Here is a 12535-nt window from a genome sequence, read left to right as displayed (position 1 = left end):
GGTCAGGCGGGGATCAGCATGATCCGCTTGTCGCAGAGCTTGGCCATGTCGTCGACGTCGCTGGTGAGGAGCCGAACGGGCCCCGGCTGCGCCATCGCGGTGGCTGCGACGACGGCGTCGATCGCGTACTTGTGCCCGTGCAGCCCGGCTGCCCTGAGGAGCTCCATGGCCCGGTGGGTCAACTGCCGGGTCACCTCCTCGACGTTGAGCCGGGAGACGACGAAGTCCCAACGGGGCTGCGGCTGCTGCGGATTCATCGCCTCGATCAGGGTGAGCGTGCTGATGACGACCCTGGCGCCGTGGGTCTTGGCGTGGTCGATCCGGGCCATCACGAGGGGATCTTCGGCGACCGCGCGGGAGAGGCCCTCGCTGTCGAGCACCAGCGCTCCCGGCGTCAGCTTGCCAGGGACTCGTTGCTCTCCTGTTCGGCGAGCCACTGAGCGTACCTCCGCTCTGCTTCCTCGGCCTCGCGGGCGGCCTGGGCCCGGGCGGTTTCAGGGATCTCACCGTTGCGGCGGACGTAGTCGTCGACCAGTTCGGCAAGGCGCTCGCGCTCTATCGCCTGTCTGACCGCGGCAGTGACGTAAGCGCTGAACGACCCCTTTCCGACTCGGGTGCGGACCTCCTCGGCCACGTCCTCGGGCATCGAAACGCTGTACTTCTTCACCGGGCGCGAGGCCGGCGCCGCATCCATCGGTTCGGACATGCGGCCAGGTTACCACCGGCGGTGTCAACTAGGGGTTGGCCCGTGTCGCCCGTGCGAGGTACTGGTCGTTCGTGTCCGTATAGCTGTCCAGTCGCCAGCCGGCGGCGGTCAGGAGGGGGCGGAGGTTGGGCTCGGCGCGCAGGTCCTCGGGGGTGAGTTCGCGGCCGTGGCGGGCGGCGAGGGCGGCGCGGCCGACGGGGTGGAAGAGGGCGAGCGCGGCGCCGGGGCGGCAGACGCGGGCGAGTTCGCGCAAGGCGCGGGCCGGGTCGGGGAGGTGGGAGATCAGGCCGGCGGCGAAGACGGCGTCGAGGGTGGCGTCGGGGAGCGGGAGGCGGGCGCAGTCGGCCAGCAGCAGGGTTGCGGTGCCGGGGTGGCGGGTGGCCGCCTCGTGCAGCATCTCGGGGGTGACGTCCGCACCGAGGACCCGGCCGGAGGGGCCGGTCGCCGCGCGCAGCAGGGGGAGCGCACGGCCGGTGCCGCAGCCGGCGTCGAGGACGGAGTCGCCCTCCCGCAGGCCGAGCTCGGTGATCGCGGCGGCGTAGCGCGGGCCGTCGTCGGGGAAGCGGGCGTCCCAGTCGGCGGCGCGGGCGCCGAAGAACGCGCGGGTGCGGGCCAGTTCGGCCTCGTAGGGGGAGGCGGGGGTGGAGGGGGACATGGGGGCGAGGGTAGCGCGAGGGCCGTAACCTCCGGCCCGGCCGCTCGTTGGACTGGCGGGATCCGGGTCACCCGCGCGGGTGGTTCTCGCCCCCCCGGGGCGCATCCGGCCAGGCCAGGGAAGTAAAGTTAGGCTTACCTAACTTCTCGGGAGTCCGCCTTGACGCTCGCCGCCGTCCCCGCCACCGGGCCCGCCGCCGTCCCCGCCCAGGCCCAGGGCGGCGACGCCATCCTGCGCCGCCAGCGCGTCCGCGAGTCCGCCGCCCGCACCTACGCCCGCTCGTTCCCGATCGTCCCGGTGCGCGCCCACGGCATGACCGTCGAGGGCGCCGACGGCCGCCGCTACCTCGACTGCCTCTCCGGCGCCGGCACCCTGGCGCTCGGCCACAACCACCCGGTCGTCCTGGAGGCGATCCGCCGCACCCTCGACAGCGGCGCCCCGCTGCACCTGCTGGACCTCGCCACCGCCGAGAAGGACGACTTCACCACCGCCCTGTTCGAGAGCCTGCCCCGGGAGTTCGCCGAACAGGCCCGGGTGCACTTCTGCGGGCCCGCCGGGACGGACGCCGTCGAGGCCGCGCTCAAGCTGATGCAGACCGCCACCGGCCGCTCCGGCGCCCTGGCCTTCACCGGCGCCTACCACGGCATGACCGCCGGAGCCCTCGCGCTGACCGGGAACGTCGCCGTCAAGGAGCCGCTGCCGGGCGGTGGCGAGGTCACCCGGCTGCCCTACCCGTACGGCTACCGCTGCCCGTTCGGGGTCGGTGGCGAGGCAGGCGCCGCGCTCGCCGCGACCTACGCCGAGCGGCTGCTGGACGACCCCTCGGGCGGCGTCGTGCGGCCCGCGGCGATGGTCCTGGAGGCCGTGCAGGGCGAGGGGGGCGTCGTCCCCGCCCCCGACGACTGGCTGCGCGCGATGCGCCGGATCACCGCCGAGCGCGGCATCCCGCTGATCGTGGACGAGGTGCAGACCGGTGTCGGCCGCACCGGCGCGATGTGGGCGGTCGAGCACAGCGGGATCGTCCCGGACGCCATGGTGCTCTCCAAGGCGATCGGCGGCAGCCTGCCGCTCGCCGTCGTCGTCTACCGCGCGGAGTACGACGGCTGGCGCCCGGGCGCGCACACCGGCACGTTCCGCGGCAACACCCTCGCCATGGCGGCCGGCGCGGCCACCCTCCGGTACGTCGCCGCGCACGGGCTGGCCGAGCGGGCCGCGCTGGTCGGCGCCCGGATGACCGGGCGGCTGCGCGCACTGGCCGGAGAGCTCCCGGTGATCGGCGACGTCCGCGGACGCGGGCTGATGATCGGCGTCGAACTGGTCGACCCGACGGCCGAACCGGACAGCTGCGGGGCCCGCCCGGCCGCGCCCGCCCTCGCCGTCCGGGTCCGCGAGGCCTGCCTCGCACGCGGGCTGATCGTCGAACTCGGCGGCCGGCACGACGCGGTGCTGCGCCTGCTGCCGCCGCTCACCATCACCGACGAGCAGGCCGGCGCCGTCCTCGACCGGCTCGCGGACGCCATCGCCGCCGCCGCCCGGGCCGACGTCCCGGTCGTGCCGGGCACCACGTCGGGTTCGGCGCAGGGCACGTCGCAGGGCGCGGCCTCGGGCGTGGCGGGGGCCCGGTGAGCGGGCCCGTGGGCGGGCCGGGCCCCGCCGGGGAGCCGGAGGAGTCCGGCCTCCCCGACGACCCGGCCGCGCCGCTCGACGCGCTGGCCGGCGGCACGGCGGGCCCGGCCGCGCTCGGCCCCCTGCTGGCCACCGTGCTGGACGCGCTGGACGCCGGGGCCGCCCGGCGCGTCGGCCCCCTGCCCGCCGGCCACCCGGCCGGGATCGCCGCCCGGGTCGCGGAGGGGCTGGCCGGCGCGCACGGCCCGCAGGCGCTCGCCACCCTCACCGAACTGCTCACCTTCGGCGCCGCCGACCCCGCCGACCCGGCCTGCGCCGCCCATCTGCACTGCCCGCCGCTGGCCGTCGCGGCCGCCGCGGACCTCGCCGTCAGCGCGCTCAACCCCTCCCAGGACTCCTGGGACCAGGCCCCCGCCGCCACCGCGCTGGAGACCGCGCTGCTCGCCGAGCTCGCCGCCCTGGTCGGCTACGACCCGGCCCACGCGGCCGGCGTGCTGACCTCCGGCGGCACCGAGTCCAACCTGATGGGCCTGATGCTGGCCCGCGACCAGAAGCTCGACGGCATCGTGGAGCTGGACGGCCTCCCGGCCGGTGCCACGCCCAGGATCATCGCCTCGCAGGCCGCGCACTTCTCCGTCCAGCGCGCCGCCGCCCTGCTCGGCCTCGGCGAACGCGCCGTCGTCCCCGTCCCCGTCGACCGCGAACTGCGCATGGACCCGGACGGCCTGGCCCGCGTCCTGGCCGAGACCAGCTGGGCCGGGCATACCCCGATCGCCGTCGTCGCCACCGCGGGCACCACCGACACCGGCGCGATCGACCCGCTGCACACCGCCGCCGACCTCGCCGCCCGCTACGGCGCCTGGCTGCACGTCGACGCCGCCTACGGTGGCGGCGCGCTGCTCTCCGACCGCCTCGCCCCGCTGCTCGACGGCATCGCCCGCGCCGACTCCGTCTCCCTCGACTGGCACAAGCTCGGCTGGCAGCCGGCCGCCGCCGGGGTCTTCCTGGTCCGCCGCGCCGAGACCTACGTGTCGCTCGCCCGCCGCGCCGAGTACCTCAACCCGGCCGACGACGAGCAGGCCGGCTACCCCAGCCTGCTGGGCCGGTCGCTGCGCACCACCCGGCGTGCCGACGCCTTCAAGATCGCCGTCACCCTGCGCACGCTCGGCCGTGCCGGACTCGGCCGGCTGGTCGACGCCTGCCACCAGCTGGCCCTGGACGCCGCCGGAGCCGTCCGTGCCGAGCCCGAACTGGAACTGCACGCGGAACCCGTCCTCACCGCCGTGGTGTTCCGCTACCGCCCGCCCGGCGATCAGGACCAGGCCGTGCTCGACGAGGTCAACGCCGAGGTGCGCCGGACGCTGCTCCGCACCGGTCGCGCGGTGGTCGGCCGGACCGAACTCCCCGGCGAGGGCCCGGGCCGGGTCCGCCTGAAGCTGACCCTGCTCAACCCGCACACCACCGCCGCCGAGGTGGGCGAGCTGCTGCACGCGGTCGTCCGCACCGGTCGGGAGATCCGGCCGGAGTAGCGGCGGCCGGAGGACGGCGGCCGTCCCGCCGCGGGCCGGCCTGACGGCGGGCGTCGGCGGGACGGCGCCCTCGCCCGCCGCGCGCCGCATTCAGAACCAACGCCTTTTCCGCGGCCGGATGTTGGAGGAATCCACACTGGCGTGACATGCTGTCCGGGGGATATCCGGCCGCCCCGGAAAAGCCTCCGTGGACATACGTTTCCGTGGGAGTACAGGCCGATTCCAGCCGCCCGGAGATCAGATTTCGCCAACCCCCCGGCAGGGCTTGCGGAGATCCCGAAGAGCGGCGGTAACTTCATGTGGTCACCGCCCCACCAAGAGCACACGGCTCTCCGGTGCAGGCCGTCTGACCAGGCGCGCGCCATCCGCACGCGGTGAGCCCACCCTTACAGCCGGGTGAACTCCGCCTATCCGCCGTGCACTTCGGTGAACCCCGGTAAAAACCGCGTGAACCACGTGAGGCCAAATCCTTTGAACAATCCTGCGAAGCGGAGGCAAGGCATGCGCGAAACCCTCCCGGGCGAAAGCACTTTCACCATCGATACGAACACGTACGAGGCACTGCCGTTCTCCGACCGCTGCCGGGACATCTGGCGGCGCGGCGACCACCTGCTGATCGGTGTCAGTCCGGGAAACAGCTACTTCAGCCACCGTCGAATAGCCGAACTCATCGGGTGGGGGCGGGAGTTCTTCGAACGGATCGACATCGTCCACGCCGACCTGCACGTCGGGGCGCAGTACGAGGCCTTCGGCTACGACGCCGAACGGGCCGAGCGCCGGGCCGTCAAGGAGGTCAAGGCCACCGCCCGGCGGATCGCCCGCGGAGCCGAGGAGGCCGGTTCGCCCGACGGCGTCCGGATGCACGCGCTCTCCGAGTTCGCCGGCCACCCCGTGTACCGGCGGCTGCACCGGCAGGCCGTCGACGCGCTCGGCACCGACCGGGAGTTCCGCGAGGCGGCCGAGGGGATGGCGCGGGGCTTCCTGGCCGCCCGGATGGACGAGGGGCTGGCCCCGAACGAGCCGCAACTCGCCGCCGGGCTCCGGTACATCACCGCCGAGCTGCCGTTCTTCCTGGACACCCCGGCACTGCTCGGAGTGCCCTCGTCGGTCAGCTGCTACCACCTCCAACTGCCGCTCACCCCCGTTCTGTTCGGCCGTGACGATGGCCTGCGTGCGGCGCCCGCCCAGGGGTACGCGGTGGTCCGCCCGGCGGCGCCGTCCGGGCCCGTCGGCATCGGGGCCGCGGCCGCCGTGGAGCCGGCCCGCGCCGCCTGAGCCCGTCCCGGGCCCCTTTCCCGCAGCGCGGCCCTCCTGCGGCGCCGGCTCCGTCCGCAGTGGCGCTTCCCGCCCCACCGCGGCGCTTCCCTCCCCACCACGCTGCCCGTCCCACAGTGCTTCTCGCGGCCCTTCCCGTTCCACCACGCCGCCGTCCCGCGGTGTCCCCTGTCACCCCGCCCTTCCCATCTCCCTGCCTTCCCCATCCCGCAGCGTTCCCCGGACGCCCTCCCGTACCTGGAGCACACCCGTGACCGACCTGACCTTCCCGCTCTCCCGCAGAGGCGACGTCCTGCCCGAGGAGGCGAGGCGGCTGCGCGAGGAGCAGCCCGTCGCCCGGGTCCGCACCATGACCGGCGACCCCGCGTGGCTGGTCAGCAGCTACGAACTGGCCAAGCAGGTGCTGGAGGACGAGCGGTTCAGCCTCAAGGACACCGCGAACCCGGGCGTCCCGCGCCAGTACGCGCTGACCATCCCGCCCGAGGTGGTCAACAACATGGGCAACGTCAACAGCGCCGGTCTGCGCAACGCCGTCATGAAGACCCTCTCGCCGCGCGCCGACAAGGAGTTGGACGGCTGGCTGCAGGCCGAGGCGCACCGGCTCATCGACACGCTGGTCGACCGGGGCGCCCCCGGCGAGTTGCGCGACGGCTTCACCGACCCCTACTCCGCCGCCCTGCACTGCCGGCTGCTCGGCATCCCCACCGAGGACTGGCGGCGGCTGATGGCCGGCATCGACGTCGCGTTCATCACCAGCCCGGTGCCGTTCGAGGGCGCGGCGTCCAACTGGTACAAGGACCTCGGCTACATGCTCGACCGGCTGGGCGCCGACCCCGAGCCCAAGGACGGCCTCCTTGGCCGGTTCGCCGAACTGCGCCGCTCGCCCGACGTCTCGGACCAGGTCGGTGACGAGCTGCTGGCGACCGTGGCACTCTCGCTGTTCGGCGCGGGCGCCGTCTCCACCTCCTCGTTCCTGCTGCACGCGATCGTCTACCTGGCCCGCCAGCCCGAACTGGCCGAGCGGCTGCGGCGGGAGCCCGCGCTGATCGGCCGCGCGGTGGACGAGCTGCTCCGGGTCAACCTGTCGATCGGCGACGCGCTGCCGCGGATCGCGCTGGCGGACGTGCGGCTCGGCGAGGTGGAGGTGAAGGAGGGCGAGCTGGTCCTCGTCCTGATCGAGGGCGCCAACTACGACCCGGCGGTCTTCCCGGACCCGGAGAAGATCGACTTCGACCGGACGAGCAACCCGCACCTGGCCTTCGGCGGCGGGCGCCACTTCTGCCCGGCCTCGGCGCTCGGCCGCACGCACGCCGAGATCGCGGTCACCGCGCTGGTCGAGCGGCTGCCGGGCCTGCGGCTGGCCCTGCCGGTCGAGCAGCTGGCCTGGCGGCCCGGGTTCATCAAGCGCCTGCCGGAGCGGCTGCCCGTCCTCTGGTGAGGCCGGGCGGCCCGGTGGCCGGCCGGCCACCGGGGCGGGACGGGGCGGTCGCCGGGGCCTACCGGCCGATCAGGATGGCGCGGGTGCGCTCCCAGGCCTCCGGGTCGGAGGCGACCAGCAGGCCGTCCTGGCCGCCCGGCGCCTCCGGCCGGTAGCGGCTGCCGTCCAGGCGGGCGGAGACGCCGCCGGCCTCGTTGATCAGCAGCGAGCCGGGGGCGTGGTCCCACGGCAGGGTGCGCCAGTAGAGGATGAAGTCGAGGGCGCCCTCGGCGATGTCCGGGTACTCGATCCCGGCCGCGTGCCGGCCGGGGGAGATCTCGCCGAACGCGGCGGCGTTGGCCTCCAGCGTCCGGCGCCGGTCCGGGCTCAGGAAGCGGCTCTTGACGGAACCGCGCCAGTCGGCGGGGTCGCCGGGCGCGGGCGTCCGGGTGAGGCGGTGGCCGTTGCGCCAGGCGCCGGATCCCAGCTCGGCGGTGTAGGAGGTGGCGGTCTCGGGCTGCCAGATCCACGCGGCGACGGTCTCCCCGGAGCGCACCAGTGAGGCCATCACGGCGTACTCGGGGCGGCCGGCGATGAAGTTGGCCGTGCCGTCCACCGGGTCGACCAGCCAGACGGCCGGCTCGGAGTGCAGTGCGCGGGCGAGTCCGGGGTCCGCGGCGACGGCCTCCTCGCCGACGACCGGGACGGGCAGGAGCTCGCGCAGCCGTCGTTCGATGATCACCTCGGCCTCGCGGTCGGCGATGGTGACCACCTCGCCGGGGGCCTTCTCCATCACCTCGCCGGCGGCCAGCGCCCGGAACCGCGGCTCCACCACCTCGGCCGACGCCTCGGCGAGGATCTCCGCCACCCTGTCCATCAGCACGTCCGCGCTCCCTTCGCTGGCTACCACTCTCGCACGCCTGTGCGGTGCTGACCTGCGGCAGCCCCCTCCGACGGGGGAGCGGCGGCCGACGGCCCGGGGCTGCGGCCCTTCTGCTGACAGATTCCGCAATCTGTCGGCAGAAGGGCCACGGCCGCCGCCCGCACGGGGCCGGCGGGGCCGGGTCTCACCCGCCCAGGTAGTGGAACCCCGGACGGGGGTGCATCAGGAAGTCGTGGTGCGAGATGTTCCACCCGTAAGCGCCGGCCATCGCGAAGAGCACCCGGTCCGCCGTCCGAAGGCCCTCCGCGGCCGGCGCGGCCCGGGCGAGGACGTCCTTCGGGGTGCAGAGCTGGCCGGCCAGGGTGGCACGGCCGGTGGTGACCGCCGGCCGCGGCCAGGGGTGCGGCCAGGCGTCGACCGGCAGCACGGTGAAGGGCTGGTCGTGGCCCCGGGTGGCCGGGGTGCGCAGGTGGTGGGTGCCGCCGCGGACCACCGCGAAGTCCTCGCCGTGGCTCTGCTTCACGTCCAGCACCTCGGTGGCGTACCAGCCGCAGTAGGCGGTCAGGGCGCGGCCCGGCTCGATCCGCAGGGTCAGCCCGGGGTGCCGGTCGAGCAGCCCGGCCAGGCCCGCGCCGAAGGCCGCCCAGTCGAAGCGCGCCTGCGGGTCGGCGTAGTCGACGGCCATGCCGCCGCCCACGTTGACCTCGTCCAGCCTGAACGCGTGCCGTCGCGCCAGCTGGGCCGCCCAGTCGACGACCTGCTCCGCGACGGCCAGTTGCCCGGCCGCCGTCAGCCCGCTCGCCAGGTGGGCGTGCACGCCGCGCAGCCGCAGCCGCCGGTGGAGCGGGGCGAACGGGCCGAGCGGATCGGTCAGCAGACGGGCGCACGCCTCGGCGCGGTCGGGGTCGAGGCCGAACGGGGTCGGGCGGCCGCCCATGGCGAGCGCCACCGCGTCCAGTGCGCCCGGGCCCACCGGCAGGTTGACCCGGAGCAGCACGTCCACGCAGGCCTGCGGCCGGTCGTCGGCCAGGACGGCGGCGAGCCGGTGCAGCTCCTGCTCGCTCTCGACGTGCCAGCGGTGCACCCCGGCGTCGACGGCGGCCACGATCTCGGCGGGCGTCTTGCCCGGCCCGCCGAAGGCCAGCGGCGCCCCCGGCACGGCCTGCCGGACGTGCGCCAACTCGCCCCCGCTGGACACCTCGTAGCCGTCGACCGCGTCACGAAGGGCGGCCAGCAGCGGCGCGTCGGGGTTGGCCTTGGCGGCGTAGTAGAGCTCGACGCGTGCGGGCAGCGCGGCCCGCACGGCGGCGGCGTGCGAGCGCAGCGCCGCGAGGTCGTGGACGAAGGCGGGCAGCGCCCCCGGCGCCAGCCCGGCGACGTGCCGGCGGACGGCCTCGGTCATCGACTGCTCCACTTCATCGGCTGCTCCAGGTCATCGGACACTCCCATCGTCGGACCCTCCAAGTCGTCATGCGCGCGGGGCCGTTGGCCGCCGAAGGCCGGCGCTGGATCCTGCGCACGCGGAGGCGGTGGCCGCCGGTGGAGGCGGGGCGGGGTCACCGCGCGCTCCGGGCCGGCGTCCGCGCGCCCTGCGGCGGCAGGTGTGCGGCCTCCGCGAGGACGGTGCGGGCGAACGGGGACGGCAGCCGGACGTAGCCGGCCTCGCGGTCGGGGCGGCGCTCCCAGCGGGTCAGCAGGTTGGCCTTGGCGGGCAGCGGCACCCCGGCGAGCAGGGCGCGCAGCCGGGGCGGACGGCCGTGGGCGGCGGCGTACTCCTCCAGGACGCGCCGGACGGCCTCCCAGAGTGCGCCCTCCGCCTGCGGGTGGCGGTCGGCGAGGGCGGCCAGCAGCTCGGCGACGTGGTTGACCAGCAGGCAGTAGACCACCCGGTCCCAGCCGCGTTCGGCGTCGTAGGCCATCGGGCCGGCCACCTCGGGCGGCAGGGCGGCGAGCAGGGCGGCGTTGCGGTCGGGGACGAGCTTGGTCCCCTCCAGGTCGCGGAAGAGCACCTGGGCGGGCCGGCCGGCGGCGTCCACGCCGATCAGCACGTTCTGCAGGTGCGGTTCGAGTACCACGCCGTGGTCGAAGTAGGCCGCGAGCACCGGCGGAACGAGCAGGCGCAGGTAGGCCGTCCACCAGTCCAGCGCCTCCTGCACGCCCGCGTCCGGGCCGAGCAGCGCCGAGACGTGCGCCGAGCTGGTCGGGTGCTCGTCGGCGACGGCGGCGGCCAGCAGCGGCGTGACGCCGGGGTGCAGCGCGTCCGCGAAGCCCTCGCGGACGATCAGGCCGAACCCCTCGTAGAGCGAGCGGTCCGGGCGGCCGTCCGCGCCGGGCAGGGCCAGCGTGCGGAAGGCGGGCTCGCGCAGCATCGCGGCGCCGGGGAACCGCTCGGCGAGGTCGGCGAGTGCGGGGCCGAGCAGGCGGGTCAGGGCCACGGCGCCGGTCAGCTCGTAGGCGGCGTTCTTGCGCAGGCAGTTGGTGATCCGCACATTGAGGCTGAACTTCAGGAACGCGCCCGCGCCGTACAGGGTGCGGACCGAGGCGGTGGCGGTGAACGGTTCGCCGCCCGGGCCGAGGTCCAGGACGTCCCCGCTCTCCAGTGCGCCGCGCAACAGCGGGTGTCCGGCCATGAGTTGGTACTGCCAGGGGTGGGCGGGCAGCAGCCGGTGGCCGTCCGGCACCTCGCGTAGTCCGTCCAGCAGGGCGGTCGCCGCCGGGTCCGCCGAGGACTCGGCGACCAGCTCCTCGCGGACGGCCAGGTGGTGCAGCCGGAACGCCGCCCGGGACTCGGGCGCGTACGACCGCCAGTCGCCGCGCTCGGCGGAGCGCGACTTGGGCGCGGGGTGGAACCGGTGGCCGAGGAGCAGGGCCTGCTCGGACTCCAGGTAGCGGTCCGCGCCGGGCGCCGGGCGGTCCTCCAGCCCAGCGCGGACCACGTCGTGACTGGACGTCAGCTGGTCCAGGAACTCCTCGTTGACCGATCCGGTGCGCAGCTCCAGCTCGTCCCGGACGTACCCGGCCAGCACGTGCCAGTCCACCTCGGACCAGCCGTCGGGCCGTTCCTCCTCCACCGGGCCGGTGAAGCGGTGGGCGCCGAGCAGCGAGGTGCGGCGCAGCGCGATCCGGAGCAGGACGCCGCGCCGGGGCAGGCGCAGCAGCAGGCGGCCGTCGGCGACGGCGGTCTGGTGCTCGGGCGCGGAGACCTCGCGCAGCAGGCAGTTGAGCAGGGTGTGGGCCACCGCGTGGTCGGCGGTGGGCAGTTCGTGGGTCATCGGCGACTCCAACGCTTGCGGGACGGGACGGCGAGTGCGGCGGCCGTGACCGCGGCCAGCAGTGCGGCGGCGGTGCCCGCCAGCACGGGGGAGGCGGCGCCGAACCGGCCGTTGGCCAGCGCCGCGACGGCGCCGGCGGCCACGGCGCCGCCCTTGGAGACGAATTCGAGGGTGCCGAACATCCGGCCCGGCTCCCGGCCCCGGGCGGCCTCGGCGGCCAGCACCGAGAGGCAGACCAGGCCGAGGGTGAGTCCGGCGCCGAGCAGCAGGCGGACGGCGACGAACGCGGCCAGCGAGTGGGCGGCGGCGTGCCCGGCCAGACCGAGGGCGACGAGGCCGAAGCCGAGTGCGATCCCCGCGTGCGGGCGGGTGAGGAACACGGTGTGGGTGCGGGCGGCGAACGCCAGGTAGGACAGGTGCGGCAGGGCGAACAGCACGCCGGTGGTGGTACCGGAGACGCCGGGCAGGCGCTCCTGCGCGAGGGATGTCAGGTAGGGGAAGGAGATGACGGTCGCGAACACGAAGGCGAACTCGAACGCGTAGAGGACGGTGAGCGGGCCCCGTCCGGCCGCCGCCGGTGCCGCCGCGGTGGCCGGCTCCCCGGCCGCGGCGCGCGCCGGCCGTGCGGGCTCCGGCAGCAGCGAGAGCAGCACCGCGGCGGCCAGCGGCAGCACGGCCATCAGCAGGTACTGCCGGTGCGGGTCGATCCACGGCGAGAGCGCCCCGACCAGGACCGGAGCGGCGACCAGCGCGGCCCGCGCGCTGCCCTGCATCAGGGTGAGCGCCCGGGAGAGCTGCGCGCCGTCGAGCGCGGCGGCCAGGTAGCCGTTGGTGGCGGCGAAGGTGCCGCCGAGGAAGCCCTGGAGGACGAGGGCCAGGGTGAACGCGGGCAGGCTGTCGGCGGCCCCGGCGAGCAGGAACGAGACGGTGAGCCCGAGTTGGGCGCGCAGCAGCAGCCGTTTGCGGCCGAACCGGTCGGCGAGCCGCCCCCAGAGCGGGGCTCCGAGCGCGCTGAACACCGTCGGCACGACGTAGAGCACCCCGGCCCAGCGGCCCTGCGGGTCGCCGAGCGCGGGCAGGATGTCGGTCAGGAACGGCGGCAGGCCGAGCGCGGCGAAGGAGGCGACGAAGTAGCAGGCGGCCATCGCGTGCACCTGGCGCCGGCCGATTCT

Annotated in this window: 11 protein-coding genes; 4 read left to right on the top strand and 7 right to left on the bottom strand. The window is 75.4% G+C overall.

Features of this window, described 5'->3' with window-relative positions:
* Window positions 1–2: 2 nt before the first annotated feature.
* The 3 genes from J5Y04_RS01545 to J5Y04_RS01535 all read right to left on the bottom strand — a co-directional run bounded on the left by J5Y04_RS01545 (window position 3) and on the right by J5Y04_RS01535 (window position 1361).
* Window positions 3–329, bottom strand: a complete 327-nt coding sequence (locus J5Y04_RS01545; protein ID WP_245204095.1) for a DNA-binding protein — start codon at window positions 327–329, stop codon at window positions 3–5.
* Between the two features lie 65 nt (window positions 330–394).
* Entirely contained in the window at window positions 395–706 is a 312-nt protein-coding gene (locus J5Y04_RS01540) for a hypothetical protein (RefSeq protein ID WP_209409272.1), read from the bottom strand.
* A gap of 28 nt (window positions 707–734) precedes the next feature.
* A complete protein-coding gene (locus J5Y04_RS01535; protein WP_209409269.1) occupies window positions 735–1361 on the bottom strand; it encodes a class I SAM-dependent methyltransferase in 627 nt (208 codons plus the stop codon).
* 159 nt (window positions 1362–1520) lie between these two features.
* On the opposite strand from J5Y04_RS01535, the gene J5Y04_RS01530 reads away from it, so the two are divergent.
* The 4 genes from J5Y04_RS01530 (at window position 1521) to J5Y04_RS01515 (ending at window position 7229) form a co-directional block, all read left to right on the top strand.
* The gene (locus tag J5Y04_RS01530) at window positions 1521–2987 is read left to right on the top strand and encodes a diaminobutyrate--2-oxoglutarate transaminase family protein (protein WP_209409266.1); all 1467 of its coding nucleotides are present in this window, start codon (window positions 1521–1523) and stop codon (window positions 2985–2987) included.
* Between the two features lie 83 nt (window positions 2988–3070).
* The gene (locus J5Y04_RS01525) at window positions 3071–4516 is read left to right on the top strand and encodes a pyridoxal-dependent decarboxylase (protein WP_209409999.1); all 1446 of its coding nucleotides are present in this window, start codon (window positions 3071–3073) and stop codon (window positions 4514–4516) included.
* Between the two features lie 501 nt (window positions 4517–5017).
* Entirely contained in the window at window positions 5018–5791 is a 774-nt protein-coding gene (locus tag J5Y04_RS01520) for a tRNA-dependent cyclodipeptide synthase (protein ID WP_209409263.1), read from the top strand.
* Window positions 5792–6041: 250 nt separating this feature from the next.
* Window positions 6042–7229: a cytochrome P450 gene (locus J5Y04_RS01515; protein ID WP_307852874.1), complete on the top strand. Its 1188-nt coding sequence runs from the start codon at window positions 6042–6044 to the stop codon at window positions 7227–7229.
* Between the two features lie 58 nt (window positions 7230–7287).
* Here the strand turns inward: J5Y04_RS01515 and J5Y04_RS01510 are convergent, their stop codons facing one another.
* From J5Y04_RS01510 to J5Y04_RS01495, 4 genes are all read right to left on the bottom strand, one after another.
* Window positions 7288–8085 (bottom strand): inositol monophosphatase family protein, encoded by a 798-nt coding sequence (locus J5Y04_RS01510; RefSeq protein ID WP_245204091.1) that lies wholly within the window; start codon window positions 8083–8085, stop codon window positions 7288–7290.
* A gap of 190 nt (window positions 8086–8275) precedes the next feature.
* The gene (locus J5Y04_RS01505; protein ID WP_209409257.1) at window positions 8276–9493 is read right to left on the bottom strand and encodes a type III PLP-dependent enzyme; all 1218 of its coding nucleotides are present in this window, start codon (window positions 9491–9493) and stop codon (window positions 8276–8278) included.
* A gap of 154 nt (window positions 9494–9647) precedes the next feature.
* Window positions 9648–11363 carry an IucA/IucC family siderophore biosynthesis protein gene (locus J5Y04_RS01500; protein ID WP_209409254.1) on the bottom strand — a complete coding sequence of 572 codons (1716 nt, stop codon included), beginning with the start codon at window positions 11361–11363 and terminating at the stop codon, window positions 9648–9650.
* The gene (locus tag J5Y04_RS01495; protein ID WP_209409981.1) at window positions 11360–12508 is read right to left on the bottom strand and encodes an MFS transporter; all 1149 of its coding nucleotides are present in this window, start codon (window positions 12506–12508) and stop codon (window positions 11360–11362) included. Before J5Y04_RS01495 ends, J5Y04_RS01500 begins: the two co-directional genes overlap by 4 nt.
* Between the last annotated feature and the right edge of the window lie 27 nt (window positions 12509–12535).

This window comes from Kitasatospora sp. RG8 (assembly GCF_017813315.1).
Lineage (GTDB): Bacteria > Actinomycetota > Actinomycetes > Streptomycetales > Streptomycetaceae > Kitasatospora.
This window is presented reverse-complemented; position numbering and strand designations above follow the sequence as displayed.

Bases quoted from the DNA above. Each gene is read 5' to 3' on its own strand.
- J5Y04_RS01545 (WP_245204095.1), bottom strand. From the start codon at position 329: ATGGCCCGGATCGACCACGCCAAGACCCACGGCGCCAGGGTCGTCATC.
- J5Y04_RS01540 (WP_209409272.1), bottom strand. From the start codon at position 706: ATGTCCGAACCGATGGATGCGGCGCCGGCCTCGCGCCCGGTGAAGAAG.
- J5Y04_RS01535 (WP_209409269.1), bottom strand. From the start codon at position 1,361: ATGTCCCCCTCCACCCCCGCCTCCCCCTACGAGGCCGAACTGGCCCGC.
- J5Y04_RS01520 (WP_209409263.1), top strand. From the start codon at position 5,018: ATGCGCGAAACCCTCCCGGGCGAAAGCACTTTCACCATCGATACGAAC.
- J5Y04_RS01510 (WP_245204091.1), bottom strand. From the start codon at position 8,085: ATGGACAGGGTGGCGGAGATCCTCGCCGAGGCGTCGGCCGAGGTGGTG.
- J5Y04_RS01505 (WP_209409257.1), bottom strand. From the start codon at position 9,493: ATGACCGAGGCCGTCCGCCGGCACGTCGCCGGGCTGGCGCCGGGGGCG.
- J5Y04_RS01500 (WP_209409254.1), bottom strand. From the start codon at position 11,363: ATGACCCACGAACTGCCCACCGCCGACCACGCGGTGGCCCACACCCTG.
- J5Y04_RS01495 (WP_209409981.1), bottom strand. From the start codon at position 12,508: ATGGCCGCCTGCTACTTCGTCGCCTCCTTCGCCGCGCTCGGCCTGCCG.